Origin of the sequence: Actinomycetospora aurantiaca, from assembly GCF_037401875.1 — a bacterium.
Lineage (GTDB): Bacteria > Actinomycetota > Actinomycetes > Mycobacteriales > Pseudonocardiaceae > Actinomycetospora > Actinomycetospora aurantiaca.
Map to the genome: position 1 here is coordinate 67197 of NZ_JBBEGN010000010.1, position 20627 is coordinate 87823.

Annotated in this window: 20 protein-coding genes; 14 read left to right on the plus strand and 6 right to left on the minus strand. The window is 73.9% G+C overall.

Annotated elements, in window-relative coordinates:
- Window positions 1-12: 12 nt before the first annotated feature.
- Window positions 13-582 carry a PadR family transcriptional regulator gene (locus WCD74_RS19620; protein ID WP_337696559.1) on the minus strand — a complete coding sequence of 190 codons (570 nt, stop codon included), beginning with the start codon at window positions 580-582 and terminating at the stop codon, window positions 13-15.
- Between the two features lie 132 nt (window positions 583-714).
- On the opposite strand from WCD74_RS19620, the gene WCD74_RS19625 reads away from it, so the two are divergent.
- The 10 genes from WCD74_RS19625 to WCD74_RS19670 all read left to right on the plus strand — a co-directional run bounded on the left by WCD74_RS19625 (window position 715) and on the right by WCD74_RS19670 (window position 12132).
- Window positions 715-1122, plus strand: coding sequence for a DUF5318 family protein (locus WCD74_RS19625; protein WP_337696560.1), 408 nt, complete (start codon window positions 715-717; stop codon window positions 1120-1122).
- Between the two features lie 111 nt (window positions 1123-1233).
- The gene (locus tag WCD74_RS19630) at window positions 1234-3876 is read left to right on the plus strand and encodes a transglycosylase domain-containing protein (RefSeq protein ID WP_337696561.1); all 2643 of its coding nucleotides are present in this window, start codon (window positions 1234-1236) and stop codon (window positions 3874-3876) included.
- A gap of 5 nt (window positions 3877-3881) precedes the next feature.
- Entirely contained in the window at window positions 3882-5507 is a 1626-nt protein-coding gene (locus WCD74_RS19635) for a glycosyltransferase family 87 protein (protein WP_337696562.1), read from the plus strand.
- A gap of 185 nt (window positions 5508-5692) precedes the next feature.
- Complete coding sequence (locus tag WCD74_RS19640) at window positions 5693-6718, plus strand: hypothetical protein (RefSeq protein ID WP_337696563.1); 1026 nt, start codon at window positions 5693-5695, stop codon at window positions 6716-6718.
- Between the two features lie 149 nt (window positions 6719-6867).
- On the plus strand, window positions 6868-7200 hold the full coding sequence (rpsF, locus tag WCD74_RS19645; protein ID WP_337696564.1) for a 30S ribosomal protein S6: 333 nt from the start codon (window positions 6868-6870) through the stop codon (window positions 7198-7200).
- Window positions 7200-7745, plus strand: coding sequence for a single-stranded DNA-binding protein (locus WCD74_RS19650; protein WP_337696565.1), 546 nt, complete (start codon window positions 7200-7202; stop codon window positions 7743-7745). The genes rpsF and WCD74_RS19650 overlap by 1 nt, the downstream gene beginning before the upstream one ends.
- A gap of 33 nt (window positions 7746-7778) precedes the next feature.
- Window positions 7779-8015: a 30S ribosomal protein S18 gene (gene rpsR / locus WCD74_RS19655; RefSeq protein WP_018330393.1), complete on the plus strand. Its 237-nt coding sequence runs from the start codon at window positions 7779-7781 to the stop codon at window positions 8013-8015.
- Between the two features lie 16 nt (window positions 8016-8031).
- Window positions 8032-8484 (plus strand): 50S ribosomal protein L9, encoded by a 453-nt coding sequence (gene rplI, locus WCD74_RS19660; RefSeq protein WP_337696566.1) that lies wholly within the window; start codon window positions 8032-8034, stop codon window positions 8482-8484.
- A gap of 549 nt (window positions 8485-9033) precedes the next feature.
- Complete coding sequence (dnaB, locus tag WCD74_RS19665) at window positions 9034-11466, plus strand: replicative DNA helicase (protein WP_444876346.1); 2433 nt, start codon at window positions 9034-9036, stop codon at window positions 11464-11466.
- A gap of 117 nt (window positions 11467-11583) precedes the next feature.
- Entirely contained in the window at window positions 11584-12132 is a 549-nt protein-coding gene (locus WCD74_RS19670; protein WP_337696567.1) for a carboxymuconolactone decarboxylase family protein, read from the plus strand.
- A 4-nt stretch (window positions 12133-12136) separates the two neighbouring features.
- Here WCD74_RS19670 and WCD74_RS19675 read toward each other — a convergent pair whose 3' ends face one another.
- Complete coding sequence (locus tag WCD74_RS19675; RefSeq protein WP_337696568.1) at window positions 12137-12481, minus strand: zinc-binding dehydrogenase; 345 nt, start codon at window positions 12479-12481, stop codon at window positions 12137-12139.
- Between WCD74_RS19675 and WCD74_RS19680 the strand changes: the two genes are divergently transcribed.
- Entirely contained in the window at window positions 12480-12638 is a 159-nt protein-coding gene (locus WCD74_RS19680; RefSeq protein ID WP_337696569.1) for a hypothetical protein, read from the plus strand. The genes WCD74_RS19675 and WCD74_RS19680 overlap by 2 nt on opposite strands.
- Here WCD74_RS19680 and WCD74_RS19685 read toward each other — a convergent pair whose 3' ends face one another.
- The 3 genes from WCD74_RS19685 to cutA all read right to left on the minus strand — a co-directional run bounded on the left by WCD74_RS19685 (window position 12639) and on the right by cutA (window position 15358).
- Window positions 12639-13667, minus strand: a complete 1029-nt coding sequence (locus tag WCD74_RS19685; protein WP_337696570.1) for a sigma-70 family RNA polymerase sigma factor — start codon at window positions 13665-13667, stop codon at window positions 12639-12641. It lies immediately after the preceding gene.
- 123 nt (window positions 13668-13790) lie between these two features.
- Window positions 13791-15050, minus strand: a complete 1260-nt coding sequence (locus tag WCD74_RS19690; RefSeq protein WP_337696571.1) for an MFS transporter — start codon at window positions 15048-15050, stop codon at window positions 13791-13793.
- An 11-nt stretch (window positions 15051-15061) separates the two neighbouring features.
- Window positions 15062-15358 carry a divalent-cation tolerance protein CutA gene (cutA, locus tag WCD74_RS19695; RefSeq protein WP_337696572.1) on the minus strand — a complete coding sequence of 99 codons (297 nt, stop codon included), beginning with the start codon at window positions 15356-15358 and terminating at the stop codon, window positions 15062-15064.
- A 63-nt stretch (window positions 15359-15421) separates the two neighbouring features.
- Here cutA and WCD74_RS19700 point away from each other — a divergent pair, with 63 nt between their 5' ends.
- Window positions 15422-16870: an MFS transporter gene (locus WCD74_RS19700; protein ID WP_337696573.1), complete on the plus strand. Its 1449-nt coding sequence runs from the start codon at window positions 15422-15424 to the stop codon at window positions 16868-16870.
- 132 nt (window positions 16871-17002) lie between these two features.
- Window positions 17003-17869, plus strand: a complete 867-nt coding sequence (locus tag WCD74_RS19705) for an aldo/keto reductase (RefSeq protein WP_337696574.1) — start codon at window positions 17003-17005, stop codon at window positions 17867-17869.
- Here the strand turns inward: WCD74_RS19705 and WCD74_RS19710 are convergent.
- Complete coding sequence (locus WCD74_RS19710; RefSeq protein ID WP_337696575.1) at window positions 17866-19509, minus strand: SDR family oxidoreductase; 1644 nt, start codon at window positions 19507-19509, stop codon at window positions 17866-17868. The two genes, WCD74_RS19705 and WCD74_RS19710, sit on opposite strands and share 4 nt — an antisense overlap.
- A gap of 400 nt (window positions 19510-19909) precedes the next feature.
- Between WCD74_RS19710 and WCD74_RS19715 the strand changes: the two genes are divergently transcribed.
- Window positions 19910-20464: a hypothetical protein gene (locus WCD74_RS19715; protein WP_337696576.1), complete on the plus strand. Its 555-nt coding sequence runs from the start codon at window positions 19910-19912 to the stop codon at window positions 20462-20464.
- Window positions 20465-20627 lie beyond the last annotated feature (163 nt).

A 20627-nucleotide genomic window follows, 5' to 3' on the forward strand; every position in this document is an offset into this window, starting at 1 on the left:
GACGGCGGGTCGTCAGCCCGTCGGTCCGTCGGTACCCCGGTCGAGCGACCGCTCGTGGTCGATGAGCTCGTCGAGCCACCGCACCTCGCGCTCGGTGGTGTCGAGCCCGATGCGGTGCAGCTCGCGGGTGTACCGGTCGATCTGTTCGCCGGCCCGGGTCATCGTCGACCGCAGTCCGTCGCGCCGCTCCTCGACGCGACGGCGGCGTCCCTCCAGGATGCGCATCCGCACCTCGGCGGGGGTCCGGGAGAAGAAGGCCAGGTGCACGCCGAACGCGTCGTCGTCGTACGCCTGCGGTCCGGCCTCGCCGAGCAGCTCGTCGAGCCGGTCCTTGCCCTCCGCCGTGATCTCGTAGACCCGGCGGCTGCGCCGGCCCTGGCGCCCCCACGCGGTCCCGGCCGCGACCGCCGTCGGCTCCTGCTCCGCGATCAGCGCGGCCCGTTGCAGCCGCCGCAGGGTCGGGTAGAGCGAACCCCACGAGAACGGGCGCAGCGAACCCAGGCGGGCGTGGAGCTGTTTGCGCAGCTCGTAGCCGTGCATCGGCGCCTCACGCAGGAGACCGAGGACCGCCAGCTCGAGCACTCCCCGCTCCTCTCCCTCCCGACGCCACCGACCGTCGACCATATCGCGCCGATACATCGCGGTCGGGGTCCCGACGATCTCGTCACAACGCACCCGGCGCGCGGGCGCCCCGCGCTGGCTACGCTGGTTCGCGTGCGGAACCCGCGGCAGGTCGTCGACTACGCGCTGCAGCGCCGCGCGCACCTCGCCGACGTGGCCGCCGGTCGCTCCTCGGTCGAGGACGCGTGCGACGCCGGGACCTACCTGCTGCAGGCCGCCTCGTACCACGGGACCGCCACGACGACGCCGTGCCCGATCTGCCGCCGGGAGGAGCTCACGAACGTCTCGTGGGTGTTCTCGGAACGGCTCGGTCCGGTGTCCGGGTCCGCCCGTTCGGCCGAGGAGATCGCTCGGTTGGACGACGCGGCCGGCGAGTTCACCGTGCACGTCGTGGAGGTCTGCCGAACGTGCCGGTGGAACCACCTCGTACAGTCTTACGTCTTGGGAGCGGACGACGCCTCGGGCTCGGGCCGCCGTCGGCGTCGTACGGCCTCGCCCTGACGTCGTGACGGCGGACGTGGCCGGGCTCGTCCTGCTGCCGGACCAGCCGTCCCCTGGAGGCGCCACGTGACCGACGACCGTCGAGCAGACCGTCGTCCCGTCGGTGGCTCCGTGCCCCCCGCGCGCGCCACCACCGCGGCCCCGCGCCCGCCGCAGGGCCTCCCGCCCGGCTGGTCGGCCGTCCCGCCGTCCCGCGCCCCGGGCCCGAACGGACGCCCGCCGGAGGCGCCCGCGCCGAACGGCCGCCCCCCGCAGGGCCCGGCGCCCCGGGGCGGCCCGGCGCGGCCGGCCGGACGGCCCGGCCCGGACGCACCCGCCGTCGGGAACGGGCACGGGGCCGGCCCCGACGGCACCCGGGTCGGTCCTCCGGTCGCCGAGCCGCGCCGCCCCCAGGGCGAGCAGCGCCCGGAGCCGCGGCTGCTGACCCACGACGCGTCCCGCCCGCTCGCCACCGCCGCGACGGCCTCCGCCCCGACGCGAGCCGCCGGCGGCACGCGGGTGGGCGCCCGACCCGGGACCGCGCCGACCGCGGCGACCGACGTCGTGCAGGGCACCGCCGCCCCGGGACGCACCGGCACCCGGACCCCTCCCCCGGGCACGCCGCCCCGCGGCGGCGGTGGAGGTGGCGACGACGACGGGGCCGGGCCGGACCCGAAGCGCCGCGGCCGCCGGATCCGGCGGGTGGTGTACGTCCTGGTGGGTCTGTTGGTGCTGGGCCCGATCCTGGCGTTCGCGGTCGGCTGGGTCTTCTTCCGCATCCCCAGCCCGGACGACGCGACGAACAACCAGGTCGCGACGATCGCCTACGCCGACGGGTCGCCGCTCGCGAGCCTCACCCAGGCCGAGGGCAACCGGATCAAGGTGCCGCTGTCCCAGGTGCCGCTGCCGGTGCAGCACGCGGTGGCCTCCGCGGAGGACCGCAGCTTCTACACCAACTACGGCTTCGACCCCATCGGCATCGCCCGCGCGGCCTGGAATCAGGCGCAGGGCGGGGTCGGCGGCGGCTCGACGATCACCCAGCAGTACGTCAAGAACGTGCTGGTGGGCGACGAGTACTCGTACTGGCGCAAGTACCGCGAGGTCGTCATCGCGGCGAAGATCAACCAGGAGCAGTCGAAGGAGCAGATCCTCGAGAACTACCTGAACACGATCTACTTCGGCCGCGGCGCGTACGGCATCCAGGCGGCGTCGCAGGCCTACTTCGGCCGCGACGTCGCCACGCTGAACCCGTCCGAGGGCGCCATGCTCGCCGGCCTGATCCAGGCGCCGTCGAAGTGGGACCCGGCGGTGGACCGGGGCGGGTCGCAGCAGCGCTGGAACTACGTCCTGGACGGCATGGTCGCCCAGAACTGGCTCGCCCGCGCCGACCGCCAGGCCGCCGTGTTCCCCACGACGATCCCGCCCTCGCAGCGGCGCTCCGGCATCCCGGACAACGACCGCGGTCACATCGTGTCCGCGGTCAAGGACGAGCTCGCCTCCTACGGCATCACCGAGCAGCAGGTGAACCAGGAGGGCCTGAAGGTCGAGACGACCGTGGACCCGAAGCTCCAGCAGCAGGCCGCGGACGCGGCGGCGAGGACCCTGCAGGGCCAGCCGGCGAACCTGCGGACGTCGCTGGTCTCGGTCGAGCCGCAGACTGGGGCGATCAAGGCCTACTACGGCGGCAAGGACGGCTCCGGGTTCGACTACGCGCAGGCCAAGCGCCAGCCCGGGTCGTCGTTCAAGCCGTTCGTGCTGCTCGCCGGCCTCGAGCAGAACCCGCCGATCGGACTGGGCAAGACCTTCGACGGGTCGTCCCCGCGGGAGATCGCCGGCACGAAGATCGCGAACTCCGAGGGCGAGAGCTGCGCCAACTGCGACCTGAAGACGGCGATGACGCTGTCGATCAACACCGTCTTCTACCAGCTGGGTGTGGACGTCGGGCCGCAGAAGGTCGCCGACGCCGCCCACCAGGCGGGTGTGTCGGCGCCGCTCGAGGGCGCGACCGGCGGTATCTCGATCGGCGATAAGGAGGTCCGCCCGGGCGACATGGCCTCGGCCTACGCGACCTTCGCCGCGGACGGGCAGTACCACCGCCCGCACATGGTCACCCGCGTGACGACCGCCGACGGGCGCATCCTGTTCGACGGCGGGGTCCCGGCCGTGGAGCAGCGCATGAGCCAGCAGCTCGCGCGCAACGTCACCGAGTCCATGCTCGACGTCGCCTCGCACTCCCAGATCGGCCTGTCCGGCGGGCGCCCGGTGGCGACCAAGACCGGCACGGTGCAGTCCTCCCAGGAGGGCCAGAACAACGACGCCTGGACGGTCGGCTACACGCCGCAGATGTCGACGGCGGTCTGGGTCGGCACCGACGACAACTCGCCGATCAAGACGTCCAACGGCAAGCCGATCTACGGGCGCGGCGTGCCGGGCCAGATCTGGCAGCGGTTCATGAACCAGGCCCTGCGCAGCGAGCCGGTGGAGCAGTTCTCCGACTTCAAGGCGATCGGCACGCCGCCGGCCCCGCCCGCGCCCGCCACGCCGACGCCCGACCCGAACAACCCGGACGGCCAGAACAACGGCCAGTACTGCGTCGACGGCGTCTGCGTGAACTACGGCGACGGCCAGGGCCAGAACAACGGCGACGGCCAGAACGGCCAGAACGGCCAGGACGGCCAGAACGACGGCCAGAACCAGGGCAACGACGGCGGAGATGACGGCGACGGGAACGACAACCCGTTCGGTGACTTCTTCGAAGACCGTGGCGGCGGCTGACCTGCGTGTCCGCTGACGCTCCCCCGACGCGCAGTCGCGCGCACGACCCGGAGTCGCTCGACGCGTCCTCGCGCGTGCTGCCCGCGCACGACGACGGGTTCGTGCGGGCCGCGTCCGGTGCGATCGGCGGCCCGGTGGGGGCCCACGCCGTCGTCGGGCGCGCCGCGTTCTTCACCCCGCTGCGGGTCGTGCTGCTGCTGGCGACGATCGTGCTGGCCCTCGGCTGGTTCGCGAAGTCGCCGTGCCTGCAGCAGTACGCCGACGACTCCGGCCAGCTCCAGCTGGACTGGCGCGACAGCCGCCAGTACGTGGCGATGTGCTATTCCGACACCGTCCCGCTCTACACCGCCGAGCGACTGGACTCCGGCGGAGTGCCGTACGTGACGACCTGGGTCGACCAGCGCGAGGACGGCACCACGCAGGTCCGGTACATGGAGTACCCGGTGCTCACCGGGTTCTTCCAGTGGGCGAACGCCCGTCTGGCCGCGGGCTGGCTCGCCGTCGGGCTGCCCTCGGCCCTGCCGGTGGTCGTGTACTTCGACCTGTCCGCCTTCTGGCTGGCGCTGGCGTGGCTCGGCGTGATCTGGGCGATGGTCCGGCTCCGGCCGGGACGGCCGTGGGACGCCGCGATCGCCGCGACGTCGCCGCTGGTCGCGGTCCACGCCTTCACCAACTTCGACACGCTCGCCGTCGCGGGCGCGACCCTGGGCATGCTCGCGTGGTCCCGACGACGACCCGGCCTCGCCGGTCTCGCGCTCGGACTGGGGGCCGCGGCCAAGCTCTACCCGCTCTTCCTGCTGTTCCCGCTGCTGCTGCTGTGCCTGCGCGCCGGGCGGATGCGTCCGTGGTGGACCGTGGCGGTCACGGGCGTCGCGTCCTGGGCGGTGGTCAACGCGCCGGTCGCGGTCCTCGCCCCGGCCGGGTGGTGGGAGTTCTTCCGGCTGAACTCCACGCGGGCGGCGGACCCCGACTCGCTCTACAACATCGTGGCGGCGTCGACGGGCTGGGCGGGCTTCGACGGAACGCTCGCCCCGGGCCAGACCCCGAGCGTGCTGAACGCGGTGACCGCGGTGCTCTTCGCACTGTCCTGCGCGGCGGTCGCGCTGTTGGTCTGGCGTGCCCCGACGCGGCCCCGGCTCGCGTCGGTCGCCTTCCTGGTCGTCGCGGCGTTCCTGCTGACCAACAAGGTGTGGAGCCCGCAGTACTCGCTGTGGCTGATCCCGCTCGCGGTCCTGGCCTACCCGCGCTGGAAGCCGCTGCTCGCGTGGATGGCCCTGGACGCGTTCGTCTGGGTGCCGCGGATGTACTACTACCTCGGCACGAACAACAAGGGCCTCCCGGCGCCGTGGTTCCACGCCGCGGTGGGGCTGCGCGACCTCGCCGTCGTCGTGGTCGCGGTCCTGATCGTGCGCACCGTGCTGCGCCCCGAGCTCGACCCGGTCCGGCGGCGGGCCGGGCGGCCCGGCCCGACGCGCCCGGGGGCCGATCCCGACGGCGGGGTGCTCGACGGGGCGCCGGACGCCCGCTGGTTCGTGCGTCGGCGCGGGCTCCCGGCGGTCCCGGACGGCGCCGCCGCCCCGCCCGCCGACGACCCCGGACCCGTCGTCACCACCCGATCCGGGCGGAAGTGAGCCCGGCCGGCCCAGGCCGGCCCGCACGCGCGGTCGTCCGTCCGTGACGGACCGGTGACCGCCGCGTCACCTCCGGAGCAGTGGGTCGTTGGGGAACTCGACCGTCGGTCCCACCGCGGCGCACGGGGCATGCGTGCCGAGGGATCCGACGGCCGGGCAGCGTAGGTGTGAGAAGGGGTCTGCTGATGGGTGCGCGGTTCTCGCGTCTGGTGTCGGTCGCTGCGGCCGGAGGTGTCCTCACCGGCGCCCTGCTGCTCGGTGGGGGCGTCGCGTCCGCGGCGCCCGCCGCGCCGGGCGACGTCGTGCCGGCCCGGTGCGGGCAGACGGTCACGGTCAACCCGGGCGACTCCGTGAAGGTGGACCCGCCGCTGGGTCTGCCCTTCCTGGTCCCGATCACCAAGGCGGCCGGGCCGCTGCAGTCGATCACCCGGCCGCTGACCGGGCTGCTGTGCGAGGTGCAGGTCAAGGTCGTCGAGCCGGTGACGGCGGGTGTGGCCTCCGCGGTGCCGCAAGCCGCTCCGCTGGCCGGCGCGCTCGAGCAGGGCAGCGCCACGGTCCTCGGCAACGGGGCGCCGAAGCAGACCCCGTCGGCCGCCGCCGCTCCGTCCGCCGCCGCCGTCGCGCCCCTGCCGCGCGCCGCGGTCCCGCCGGCCCCGGCCCTGCCGCCGGCCGCGCTGGCCGCCGCCGCCCCCGCGTTCGCGCCGTCGTTCAACGCGCTGCCGTCCTCGTTCCTCGGTGCCGCGGCGCCCGGGTCCGCCCCGGCCGGGCTCCCGGCCTACGACCCCGGCCAGCTGCTCGGCTCCGCCTTCCCGGGCCTCAAGGCCGGGGCGCCCGCGTACCTCGGCTACGACCCCGCCAGCGCCGTGACCACCGCCAGCCAGGTCCAGGCGCTGCCGGTCGACGGCCTGTCCGGGGGTATGGGCGTGCCGGTGATGCTCGCGGTGCTGGCCCTGGCCGGCGTCGCCGCGTTCGTCGTCCGCTCGATGGTGCTGCGCCGGGCCGCGAGCGCGGCCGCCTCGAACTCCCCGGCCCCGGGACCGGTCGCCCCCGTCGTCGCGAAGGAGCCGAAGGACGACGACTACTACACGGTCGCATCCATGGAGGAGCTCACCGCGGTGCACGGCGAGGCGCCGCAGTCCCCCGCGGTCGGCTTCCCGGCCGCCCGCGTGGAGGCGGACGAGACCGAGATGATGGGAACCACTCGGCGCTGAGCTGCGTCTTGGTCCACGAGGGACTGCTCACGGGCGGGTCGGGGTCTCCCCGGCCCGCCCGTCGTCGTCCACGGGGTCGCCCGTAGACTGGGCGGACCGAGTTCCCTCCTGCCACGGATCGTCCGTGGCCGCCAGCCCATGGGAGGTGAGTGGTTCTCGTGCGCCACTACGAAATGGTCGTGATCCTCGAGCCGAGTCTCGACGAGCGCACCGTGGCCCCGTCGCTGGAGACGTTTCTCAACGTCATCCGCAACGACGGCGGCACGGTCGAGAACGTCGAGGTCTGGGGCCGTCGGCGTCTCGCCTACGAGATCGAGAAGAACGCCGAGGGCATCTACGCGGTCCTCGACGTCAACTGCGAGCCGAAGACCATCAAGGAGATGGACCGGCAGCTCGCGCTGAACGAGTCGGTGCTGCGCACCAAGGTCATGCGCCGCGACCCGGCCGCCGCGACGCGCCGGGGCAAGGCCGGCGCGAGCTGATGGCCGGCGACACCGTCATCACCGTGGTCGGCAACCTCACCGCCGACCCGGAGCTGCGGTTCACGCCGTCCGGCGCCGCCGTCGCGAACTTCACCGTCGCGTCGACCCCCCGCACCTTCGACCGCCAGAGCGGCGAGTGGAAGGACGGGGAAGCCCTGTTCCTGCGCTGCAACATCTGGCGGCAGGCGGCGGAGAACGTCGCCGAGTCGCTGACCCGCGGTGCGCGGGTGATCGTGCAGGGCCGGCTCAAGCAGCGCTCGTTCGAGACCCGTGAAGGGGAGAAGCGCACCGTCATCGAGCTGGAGGTCGACGAGGTCGGCCCCTCGCTGCGGTACGCGACCGCGTCGGTCACCAAGGCCAGCCGCTCCGGCGGCGGGCAGGGTGGCGGCGGGGGTGGCTACGGCGCCGGGAACGGCGGCGGCTACTCCGGCGGCGGTGGCGGGTACGGCGGTGGCCAGTCCGGCTCGGCCGACGACCCCTGGGCCTCCGCGCCCGCGGCCGGTTCGTCCGGCGGCGGCGGGTACGACGACGAGCCCCCCTTCTGATTCCCCAGATTTCGACCAGGAGATAGAGACACCATGGCGAAGCCGCCGGTGCGCAAGCCCAAGAAGAAGGTCTGCGCGTTCTGCAAGGACAAGAACCAGCTGATCGACTACAAGGACACCAACCTCCTCCGCAAGTACATCTCGGACCGCGGCAAGATCCGCGCCCGCCGGGTCTCGGGCAACTGCTCGCAGCACCAGCGGGACGTCGCCGTCGCCGTGAAGAACTCGCGCGAGATGGCGCTGCTGCCCTACACGTCGACCGCGCGCTAGGGGAAGGGACCACGCGATGAAGCTCATCCTCACCGCCGACGTCGCCAACCTCGGCGGCCCGGGCGACCTCGTGGACGTCAAGGACGGCTACGGGCGCAACTTCCTCCTGCCCCGCGGGCTGGCGATCGTCGCCACCCGCGGCGCGATGAAGCAGGTCGAGACGATCCGCCGCACCCAGGAGGGCAAGCGGATCCGCGACCTGGACCACGCCCGCGAGGTCGCCGGCGAGATCCAGGGTCTCGGCAAGGTCACGGTGGCCGCCAAGGCGGCCGGCGAGGGCGGCCGGCTGTTCGGGTCGATCAGCCCCGCCGACATCGTGTCCGCGGTCAAGTCCGCGGGCGGGCCGAACCTCGACAAGCGTCTCGTCGAGATCGCGGGCCACATCAAGACCACCGGGTCGCACTCGGTGCACGTCCGGCTCCACCCGGACGTGCGCGTCGAGCTCCCGCTGGCCGTGCAGGGCACGTAGGCGCCCGCCCGCCTGATCCACCTCGGGCCCCGCACCGCGTCGTCGGTGCGGGGCCCGACGTGTGTCCGGACCCGGTCGGCCCTCCTCGCCGATCGGCGGGAGGACTCAAGGTGGTCGTCACGGCCTGTGGACAGGGTCGTCACGGAGCGCCGAGAGGTCACCGGGCGGCCATCCGGCCGCCCGCCGCGCGGTGTCGGCCGGTCGTCTCGACGCAGGGTGAGCGTGTCGCGACACGCCGGGAACCATCGTGCGGCGACATGCCGATCCACTTGTTGTCCCCACCGTGCACACGGCGCTGACCTGCGAGGACGGCGATCTCGGAGGAGTTGCCAACAGGTTGTCCCCAGGTGCGCCCACCTCGGGTGCCTGTGCATGGTCATCGGTCCCCAGTCCATCAACAGGGACGTGCACACCACCGCCTACCGGCCTCCGGTCGGACGGCCCTAGCGTGCCCGTCGGCCGGTGGACGCCGGTGACTGTCGGGGCCCTGTGCGAACGTGAGTTCGACTCCGGTCGGCAGTGGTCGGGGACTCCTGGGAGGAGCAATCGGTGGCGGTGCTCGACGAACGGGGCGCGGGCGGACGCGACGGCGGGTACGGCGGCCCGCGGTCGTCGCGCTCCGGCGAGGGCGAGGGGCGCCCGGAGTTCGACCGCCAGCCGCCGCAGGACATCGCGGCCGAGCAGTCGGTGCTCGGGGCGGTCCTGCTGAGCAAGGACGCCATCGCCGACGTCATCGAGCTGCTGAAGCCGGACGACTTCTACCGTCCCGCCCACCAGACGGTCTACGAGTGCGTCCTGGACCTCTACGGCCGCGGTGAGCCGGCCGACGCGGTCACCGTGTCGGCCGATCTGGAGCGCCGCGGCGAGCTCCTCCGCGTCGGCGGCGCGCCCTACCTGCACACCCTCATCGCGAGCGTGCCGACGGCGGCGAACGCGTCGTACTACGCCGAGATCGTGGCCGACCGCGCGATCCTGCGGCGCCTGGTCGAGGCGGGGACGCGCATCGTCCAGCTCGGCTACCACGGCGGCGACGGCGCGGACACCGACGACGTCGTCGACCGCGCCCAGGCGGCCGTCTACGAGGTCACCGACCGGCGGGTCACCGAGGACTACGTGGCCCTCGAGGACGTCCTGCAGCCGACGATGGACGAGATCGACGCCATCGCCTCGCGCGGCGGGGTGTCCTTTGGCGTGCCGACCGGCTTCGCCGACCTCGACGACGTCACGAACGGTCTGCACGCCGGGCAGATGATCATCGTGGCGGCCCGGCCGGGGATCGGGAAGGCGCTCGCGCTGGACACCGCTCTGGCGACCCCGTCGGGTTGGACCACGATGGGCGAGGTCGCCGTCGGCGACGAGCTCGTCGACGCCGAGGGCCGACCCACCCGCGTCGTGGCGGCGACCGAGGTGATGGTCGGGCGCCCGTGCTACGAGGTCACGTTCTCCGACGGCACCGTGATCGTCGCGGACGCACAGCACCAGTGGCTGACCGACACCCGGGCGTCCCGTCGCTCGCCCCGGGTCTCGTCCGCCGTGCGGACGACGGAGGAGATCGCGGCGACCCTCCGCACTCCGACCGCGGACGCCCGCCTCAACCACTCCGTGGACACGTGCCGCGCCCTGCAGCTCCCCGAACAGGAGCTGCTCGTGCCGCCCTACGCCCTCGGCATCTGGCTCGGCGACGGCACGACGGACAGCGCTACCTTCACCAGCGCGGACCCGGAGGTCGCCGCGCTGATCGAGGCCGAAGGACTCCTCGCGCCGAAGGTCGGCGCTGCGATGCGCTACGGGCTGCGCCTCCCTGACGGCGGCACCGTGCAGGGCCGACTGCGGACCCTCGGGGTGCTGGGTGACAAGCACATTCCCGCCGCCTACCTCCGGGCCTCCGAAGCCCAGCGGCGTGCTCTCCTCGCGGGCCTCCTCGACTCGGACGGCATCGTGCTGCCGACGGGTGCGGTCCAGTTCGCGGTCGTCCACGAGCGGCTCGCCCGCGACCTGGCGGAGCTCGTCTGCTCGTTGGGCCTCCGGTGCTCCGTCTCGACGAAGGCGGTGCGAGGGCGGACCGTGGCGTCGAGCACGGCCTACCTCGTCACCTTCAGCACCACCGAGCAGGTCTTCCAGCTCGAGCGGAAGCGACTCGTCCACAAGGAGCGGAGCCGGGCGACGTCCGACGTCCGGACGAGCCGGCGGTACGTCACCGACGTCCGACCGATCGACTCCGTGCCGGTCCGCTGCGTGGAGGTGGACAACGCCGAGCACCTGTATCTCGCGGGCCGATCGATGGTCCCCACGCACAACTCGACCCTCGGCCTCGACTTCGCCCGCTCGGCGAGCGTCAAGCACGGCCTCACGAGCTGCGTGTTCTCGCTGGAGATGAGCCGCACCGAGATCGTCATGCGCATGCTCTCGGCCGAGGCGAAGATCCGCCTGGCCGACATGCGCGCAGGCACGATGACCGACGACGACTGGACCCGGCTCGCGCGGCGGATGAGCGAGATCTCCGAGGCGCCGCTGTTCATCGACGACTCGCCGAACATGACGATCATGGAGATCCGCGCCAAGGCCCGGCGGCTCAAGCAGCGTCACGACCTCCGGCTGATCATCCTCGACTACATGCAGCTGATGACCTCGGGCAAGAAGGTCGAGAGTCGCCAGCAGGAGGTCTCGGAGTTCTCCCGTCAGCTCAAGCTGCTGGCCAAGGAGCTGGAGATCCCGCTGGTCGCGATGAGCCAGCTGAACCGTGGTCCCGAGCAGCGCACGGACAAGAAGCCTCAGCTCTCCGACCTGCGTGAGTCCGGTTCGCTCGAGCAGGACGCGGACATGGTGATGCTGATCAACCGCCCGGACGCGTTCGAGCGCGACGACCCCCGGGCGGGCGAGGCCGACATCATCCTGGCCAAGCACCGCAACGGGCCCACCGCCACGATCCCGATCGCGCACCAGCTGCACTACAGCCGCTTCGCCGACCTCGCCCGGGGCTGACGTCGGCTTCGCCGAATCCGCGAGTGGTACGTCAGGCAGGCGGACCCGCCCCGGAACCTGTCTCACGTACCTCTCGCAGATCGCCAGGCGCCGCGATCGGCGCGGCACGATGTGGGGATGGCCCGCGTCCGACGTCTGCGCCCCGAGGAACTCGACCCTTCCGGACGACGGGTCTACGACGCCATCGCATGCGGACCGCGGGCGGGGAGCGGGCTGGTGCACGACGACGGGTCGTTGCGCGGCCCGTTCGACGCGATGCTGCGGGCACCCGCCGTCGGGGAACCGCTCCAGGCCCTGGGCGCGGCGCTGCGCTACGGCGGGACCCTGTCCGACCGCGCGCGGGAGCTGACGATCCTGCGGGTCGCCGGGGTGCGCGACAGCCGTTTCGAGCGCGCCGCCCACGAGCCGATCGCCCGGCGCGCTGGCCTGACCGAGGACGAACTCGCAGGGCTCGCCGCCGACGCCGAGATCGGCTGGCCCGATCCCCTCGAGCACACCGTCGACGTCGCCGCCCGGACGCTCTGCCACCACGGCGCGGTGGACGACGACACGTACCGGTCCTGGGTGGACGTCCTCGGCGAGGAACGGCTCGTGGAGGTGACCGCGCTCGTGGGCTACTACGGCCTGCTCGCGGACCTCCTGCGGGTGTTCGCGCCGGAGGAGTGACCGGTCAGGGCAAGGTGACGACGACCTTGCCGCTGCCGCCGGCGGCGAGTTCGTGGGCCTTCACCACGTCGTCGAGAGGGACGACGTGGGAGACGAGGGGCCGGCAGTGCCCGTCCCGTCCGAGCTCGGCGGCCGCGGCGAGGACGGCGGAGTCGTTCGCGGCGTTGACGAGGTGGGTTCCCAGGCGCGCGGCGCTGTCGAGCGCGAACCGGGAGGGGGCGCCGATCCTTTCGACGACGACCAGGGTGTGGGCCGGCTCTCCGCCACCGGAGACCCGGCCGGTCGGAGAGGTGACGTGGGCCACGGTGCGGGTAGCCGAGTGGACCCACCACGAGAGGACCCACGTCATGAGCAGCGAGAACCAGACCGACCGGTCGACCGTCGTTCCCCCGGCCGCCCCGCTGACCGGGGTGAACACCGAACCCGACCAGCCGGAGGTGTCCGAGGTCTTCCCGGCGGGCGAGGCGGCGTCCGAGGAGCACCTGGAGCCGAACGCGGGCGACTGATCAGTCGAGCGCGAGCGGGAGACCCGCCGTCGTGAAGTGCTCCGGGCCGATGAACGAGGTCAGCTCCGCGATGCGGTCGCCGCGCAGGGTCAGCACCGTCAGCGACCAGGCGCGGTAGGCCTCGTCGTCCGGACCCTGCGCGACGGCGGGTCCGCGCAGGTAGAGCGCGAGGGCGGGCTGGCCGTTCGCGGTCGTCGCGAGCGTCCGCCAGGTCCCGCAGTCGCCGAGGGGCACGGCCCGGGTGAACGCGTCGACCGCGGCCAGGCCGGCGTACCACCCGGGCAGCGGCGGCATCGACCACGTCACGTCCTCGGTGAGTAGCGAGACGAGGCGGTCGGCGTCGCCCTCCTCGAGGGCCGCCGCGTAGCCCGCGACGACCGCCCGCAGCCGGGCGTCGTCGACCTCGGCGAGCGTGCGTGCCTGCGAGACCGGTGGGACCTTCTCCGCGACGATCTTCCGGGCCCGCTGCAGGGCGGAGTTCACCGAGGCGGTCGAGGTGTCCATCGTCGTCGCGATCTCGGCGGCGGAGAACCCGAGCACCTCGAAGAGCAGCAACGCCGCCCGCTGGTTGCCGGGCAGGTGCTGCAGCGCGGCGACGAACGCGAGCTCCACGGACTCGCGTTCCTCGACGGCGAGCGCGGTGTCCGGGTACGGCGTCAGCCAGGCCACCTCGGCCGGGGCGTCGCCGACGACGGGCTCCGGCGACGAGGGCCCGAGGTCCATCGGCAGGGCGCGCCGCCCGCGGGCCTGCGCCAGGTCGAGGCAGGTGCGGGTGGCGACCGTGTAGAGCCACGAGCGCACCGTGCTGCGGCCCTGGAACCGGCCGATCCCCCGCCAGGCCCGCAGCAGCGCGTCCTGCAGGGCGTCGTCGGCGTCGTGGACCGAGCCCAGCATGCGGTAGCAGTGCGCGTGCAACTCGCGACGCAGCGGTCCGACCAGCCGGTCGAAGGCGGGTGCGTCCCCGCCGCGGGCGGCCGCGAGGTCGTCATGGCCGGCCGTCGTGCTGTCTCCCGCGAGGACGGCGTCCATGCCCCGAGTGTGCCGTGCGGCGGAGTCCGATTTCGAGCGACGGGGCCCATCGCTCGGAAGAGCCGGCCGTGGGCGCCCACGGCCGGAACGCCCGCTCCATGGCGAGGGGCGCCCACGGCCCGTCTACTCGACGGAAGGGGCCCTTCGCTCGCCGGAGCGGGCGGAGCGGGCGGAGCGGGCGGACGCGGCCGCGACCCGCTCCATCGGCGCCACCACGACCGCCGCCGCCGCGAGCAGCACGACGAGGAAGCCCACCGTCGCCGACCACCCACCGGCCCCGAACACCACGCCGCCGAGAGTCCCGCCGACCGACGAGCCGACGTAGAACGAGAACAGGTACATCCCGGAGGCGAGGGCCCGGGCGTGCTCCGCCCGGCGGCCCACCCACGCCGACGCGACCGCGTGGCCGGCGAAGAAGCCGACCGTCAGCAGGGCGAGGCCGCCGACGACGAGCGCGAGGACCGGCGCGAGCATGGCGACCGCCCCCAGGGCGGCGACCCCGCAGGCCGCCAGCACGGTGGTGCGCGCCCCGAACCGGCCCGACACCCGACCCGCCACGGACGACGTCACGGTCCCGACCGCGTAGAGCACGAACACGAACCCGACGAGCAGCTCGGAGAGCGAGAACGGCGGCCCGAGCAGGCGGAACGCGACGAAGTTGTAGGCGCAGACGAAGGTGCCCGTGAGCAGCAGGGCGGTCGCGAAGAGGCGCCGCAGGACCGGGTCGCCGAGGTGTGCCCGCGCCGAGGCGACCAGGGTCGACGGCGCCACCGGCCCGGGGGTGAACCGGCGCGAGGGCGGGAGGACCAGCCAGAAGACGACCAGGCACACCCCGGAGAGCGCGGTGATCCCGCCGAGGGCCAGGCGCCAGGAGCCGGTGAGGTCGCCCAGCGCGCTCACCACGATGCGCCCGCCGAAGCCGCCGATCGAGTTCCCCGCGATGTAGAGCCCCATCACGGCGCCGAGGTGGCCGCCGTCGATCTCGTCGGCCAGGTACGCCATGCCCACGGCCGGCAGCCCGGCCAGGGCGACCCCCTCCAGGGCGCGCAGCACCAGCAGCAGCCAGAAGCTCGGCGCCACCGTCGCGGCCAGGCCCAGCAGCACCGCCGCCGTCAGCGACCACAGCATCACCGGTCGCCGTCCCCACCGCTCCGAGAGCGCGGACGCCGGGACGATCGCCAGGGCGAGCCCGCCCGTGGTCACCGACACCGACAGCGACGCGGTCCCGGGCGAGATCGCGAAGACCTCGACGAGGCGGGGCAGCAGCGGCTGGGTCGCGTAGAGCAGGGCGAACGTGGTGAAGCCCGCGAAGAGCAGCCCGACCGAGACGCGCCGGAAGCCGGCGTCACCCTGCCGGAGAGCGGGGGCCTCGGTGACGGTCATCGTTGCTCAGGCTAACCGGACGATTCGTCCGCCACCCACGTCAGGTACGTCTCATGGCCCCCGACGACGGGCAGGGCGAGCACCTCGGGCACGTCGTAGGAGTGGTTGGCGACGATCCAGTCGGTCACCTCGGGCACCCGGGTCGTCTTGACGACGAGCTGGTACTCGGGCTCCACCGACACCGAGCCCTCCCAGCGGAAGACGCTGCGGACGGGCCCGACGATCTGCACGCAGGCGGCGAGCCGGGCGTCGACGAGACCGCGCGCCAGGCGCTGCGCCTCGTCGTCGGAGTCGGTGGTGGTCAGCACGACGGCAGGCGGCGGCACGGTGCGCGGACTACCCCCGTGCGGACGGCGCCTACGCTCGTTGCCATGGCCAACGACCTCGGGGGCGGTGCCCGGCACCGCTGGCTCGTGCTGGCGATCTGTTGCACGAGCCTGCTCGTGGTCTCCATGGACATCACGATCGTCAACGTCGCCCTGCCCGCGATCCGGGCCGATCTCGCGGCGTCGATCACCGGGCTGCAGTGGACCGTCGACGCCTACACCCTCGTGCTCGCCTGCTTCCTCATGCTCGCGGGCGCGACCGGTGACCGGGTCGGGCGCCGGCGCACCTTCCAGGTGGGCCTCGCGGTCTTCGGGCTCGGCTCCCTGCTCTGCAGCCTGGCGCCGACCGTCGGCTGGCTGATCGCCGCGCGGGTGGTGCAGGGCGCGGGCGGCACGATGCTCAACCCGATCGCGTTGTCCATCGTCACGAACGTCTTCACCGACCCGCGCGAACGGGCGCGGGCGATCGGCATCTGGGGCTCGGTGGTCGGGATCGCGCTCGGGCTCGGGCCGGTGCTCGGCGGGGTGCTGACCGAGACGGTCGGCTGGCGGGCGATCTTCTGGGTGAACGTGCCGGTCGTCCTCGCGGCGATCGCCCTGACGGCGCGGTTCGTGCCGGACTCGCGGGCGGCGCACGCCCGGCGGCCGGACCCGGTCGGGCAGGCGCTGGTCGTCGTGCTGCTGGGTTCGCTGACGACCGCCGTGATCGAGGCGCCCCGCCTCGGGTGGACCTCCGCGGTGATCGTCGGGCTGGGTGCGGTCGCCCTCGTCGCGCTCGCCGCCCTGCTGTGGTGGGAGCGGCGCCGCCGCGAGCCGCTCCTCGAGCTCGGCTTCTTCGCCAGCATCCCGTTCTCGGGCGCCACGGTCGTCGCCGTCTGTGCGTTCGCTGCCTTCGGGTCGTTCCTCTTCCTCTCCACGCTCTACCTGCAGGACGTGCGGGGCCTCTCCGCGCTCGCCGCCGGTCTGGTGCTGCTCCCGGCGGCGGTCACGACGACGGTCTGCGCCCCGCTGTCGGGGCGGCTCGTCGGCTCCCGGGGCGCGCGCCCCTCGTTGGTGACGGCGGGCGTGGCCATGACGGTGGTCGCCGTCGTGCTCACGCAGGTCGGGCCGGCGACGCCGCTGTGGGTGCTGCTCGTCGCCTTCGCCCTGTTCGGGGTCGGCTTCGGGATGGTGAACCCGCCCATCACCAACACCGCGGTCAGCGGCATGCCGCGCGCCCAGGCGGGCGTCGCCGCCGCGGTCGCCTCCACCAGCCGTCAGGTGGGGTCCACGTTCGGCGTCGCGGTCAGCGGGACGGTGGTGGCCGCGGCCGCGTCGGTCGGTGCGGGCCTGCCGGTGGCGTGGGGCGTGGTCGTGCTCGCGACCGCGGTGGTCGGTGTCCTGGGGGTCGTCGCGACGACCGCGCGGGCCCGGGCGAGCGCGGACCGGGTGGCGGCCCGCTTCGCCGACGAACCGTCTCCAGCCGGTCGCATGACACCGGACCATGTGACATGAGGCCGTGGTGTCGGCGAACCGGATGACCGCTGGACGAGCCCGACGTGGGAGATCGCCCACTGTGCCGGTCCGGCCACGGCCGGGGATGACACGCTGACGGTCCGCGTCAGCACGCGGGGAAGGAGATGCCACGTGACGACGACGCAGTCACCGGCGGCCGCGGCAGGGACGTTCTCGCTGGGCGGGGAGTTCACCGTCCGGCGCCTCGGGTACGGCGCGATGCGCCTCACCGGCGAGGGCATCTGGGGCCCGCCGAAGGACCACGACAACGCGATCGCGGTGCTCCGGCGCGCGGTCGAGCTCGGGGTCGACTTCATCGACACCGCCGACTCGTACGGCCCGTACGTCAGCGAGGAGCTCGTCCGGGAGGCGCTCTACCCCTACCGCGAGGTCCGGGTCGCGACGAAGGCCGGGCTGCTGCGCACCGGGCCCAACCGCTGGATCCCCTGCGGGCGCCCGGACTACCTGCGCCAGGAGTGCGAGATGAGCCTGCGCCGCCTCGGCGTGGAGACCATCGACCTCTTCCAGCTCCACCGCGTCGACCCGCACGTCGCGGCGGACGAGCAGTACGGCCTGCTCGCCGACCTGCAGCGCGAGGGCAAGGTCCGCCACGTCGGCCTGTCGCAGGTCTCGGTGGCGCAGATCGAGGCGGCGTCGACGATCGTGGACGTGGCCTCGGTGCAGAACCGCTACAACCTCGTCGACCGCTCCTCGGACGCCGAGCTGCGCCACTGCACCGAGCACGGCGTCGCGTTCATCCCCTGGGCCCCCGCGGACGCCGGGAACCTCGCGAACGAGGGCAACGCCGCGCACGACGTGGCCGTCGAGCTGGGCGCCACCCCGGCGCAGGTCGCGCTCGCCTGGCTGCTGCAGCGCAGCTCGGTGATGCTCCCGATCCCGGGCACCGCCTCGCTGGAGCACCTCGAGGAGAACTGCGGCGCGGGCACCCTCGAGCTGCCGCGCGCCGCCGCGGAGCGCCTGGACGCGGCAGCCTCCTAGGCACCCACGCGGCTGCGCGCCTTCTCGGCGTCGCGCAGCGCCCGGTCCCGCCGCCGGCGGCGCCACACGGCCACCGGGCCGTGTCCGCCGTCGGGCGCGGCGAGCGGGCCGCTGCCCTCGGCCAGTTCGGCGGCCGCGACGATCCGCCGCTCCATGCCGCCGAACACCAGGACGTGGAACGGGGCGATCACCCACCAGTACGCGTGCCCGGCGAGTCCGCGCGGCAGGAAGATCGCCCGCTGCCGGTAGAGCGACCCGCCCGGGCGCGGGGCGATCCGCAGCTCCAGCCACGCCAGCCCGGGCGCCTTCATCTCGGCCCGCAGGCGGAGCAGGTACTCGCCGTCCTCGAGGTCCGGCACCGACGGCGAGGCGTCGTCCTGCCCGCCGCCCTCGATGCACTCCTCGACGCGCCACCAGTCCAGGGCGTCGCCGACCTTGAGCGTGTCCTCGTCCCGGCGTCCGCGGCGCAGGCCGACCCCGCCGACGAGCCGGTCGATGACCCCGCGGGCCCACCAGCCCATCGGGAACGAGTACCAGCCGCGGTTGCCCCCGATCCCGACCACGACCTGCCACAGCGTCTCCGCCGTCGCGGCGGCCGGCCGCTCCCGGACGTCGGTGTAGACGGTGCCGCCGGCCCACTCCGGGTCCGAGGGCAGCGGGTCGGAGGGCAGCGGGTCGGACGGGGCGTAGCGGGCGTTGGCCCCGGACCACCGGGTCTCCACCTGACCCTCGCGGATGCGGGTGAGGGCGAGCTCGACCGCCCGGCGGAAGCTGGTGAGGCCGCCCTCGGGCGGGGCGACGTGGTCGTCGATGTCGTGCTCGTCGGCGACGACCTCGTGCACCAGCGAGTCGATCAGCGGCACGGCCGTGGAGCGGGGCACGGGGGTCACGAGGTTGACCCAGTGCGACGACAGCCGGGGCGTGAGCACCGGGACCGGCAGCATCCGCCGGGGCGGCAGCCCCGCCACGTCGGCGAAGCCCTCCATCATCTGCAGGTAGGTCAGGACGTCGGGTCCGCCGATGTCGAAGGTCCGGTTGACGTCGGAGGGGAGGTCGACCGCGCCGGCCAGGTAGTGCAGCACGTCGCGGATCGCGATCGGCTGGACGCGGTGGTGGACCCAGCTGGGCGTGAGCATCACCGGCAGGCGCTCGGTGAGGTAGCGCAGCATCTCGAAGCTCGCCGAGCCCGACCCGAGGATGACCGCCGCCTGCAGGACCGCCGTGGGCACCCCGGAGCGCAGGAAGATCTCGCCGACCTCCGCCCGGGAGGCGAGGTGCTCGGAGAGCTCGACCCCGGAGGGGTGGATGCCGCCGAGGTAGACCACCCGGCGGATCCCGGCGTCGCGCGCGGCCTGGGCGGTGATCAGGGCGGCGTGCCGGTCGACCTCGGCGAACCCGGACTCCGAGAGCGAGTGCACGAGGTAGAACAGGACGTCGGCGCCCGCGCACGCGGCGCGCATCGAGTCCTCGTCGAGCACGTCGCCCGCGACGATCTCGACCGGGTCCTGCTGGGCCCAGGGGATGTCCTTCATCTTCGCGGGCGTGCGGACCACGCACCGCACCTCGTGGCCCTCGGCCGCGAGACGCGGGGCGAGCCGTCCGCCGATGTAGCCGGTCGCGCCGGTCACCACGCACTTCACGGGAGCGATCGTCCCGGCTGGCGCGTGCGGCCGCAGTGTCGACGCGGCCGCACGACCTGCCTCGATGGGGTGTGCCACCACCGTGCGCATCCGCTCGATGGGGTGGACGACCGGCCGTGTGCGCCTCGCGGAGGCGGGCGACTCACCCGGGTGCCCGGTCGAGCGCGTCGATGTGACCGCGGGTGACGGGCCGTCGGGGGAACGACACGGATGTGGTTCTGCTCCTCTGGAGTGACACACGGTCAGGGGGTCTTCGGGCGTGTCGCGATTCGTTCGGCGCGTCGCCCGAAAGGTGCGCGCCGGGGCTGCCGTTGCCCCTCAAGACGCGAGCGAGCAACGGGCGCCGCCGTTCGTCGCAGCGTCAGCAGGACCGTGTGGTTCAACGGCGGAGGTGGGGAACATGTGGGTCTGGCGCGACGAGACGGTGCGCGGCGGATGGCGTCTCGACGACACGGGGTCGTGGGCGTACGACGAGCCCGCGCGCCTGGAGCCGGTCGGGGCGTCCGGGCGCCGGGAGCGCCCGGAGGTCGACCCCCGGCGGCGTGAGCAGTGGGCGCGGGAGCGCTTCCTGGCCGACCAGCGGGCGCGCCAGGAGCGGCTGCGGCCCGCGCTCGCGTCGACCCCGGGCGACCCGTTCGAGGCGGAGCCGATCTTCCGATCGGTCGCGCACGAGGTGTCCGAGGAGCGCCGCTACGAGGACGGTCGCTACCGGCACGTGCCCTCGGACCGCGCGGACCGCGGGGCCTGGATCCCCGCGCCGCACCCGGGCTCGGGTCCCTTCCCCGCGCAGGACGCCGGCCGCCGCCGGCTCGCCCCGGTCGACGCCGTCCCGCCGCCCGGTCTCGACGACCTGGGCCCGGCGGCCTCCCCCGAGGAGGAGCTCCGGCGCCGGGCCGAGCGCCGGCGGCGTCCGCGCACCGAGCCGGAGAGCGGCAGGCACGTCCTGCGTCGCTGAGTCGGTGGTCCGGACCCGTCGGGGGTGTCCGGCACACCACGCACGGCAGGCACGAGACCGGGCCCGCCCACCCGCCGTCCGCGGGTGGCGGGCCCGTCGTCGTGCCCGGGGAGGTGTGCCCGCGCACGGCGTGGGGTATCGCCCCGCCCAGCGCCGGAAGCCC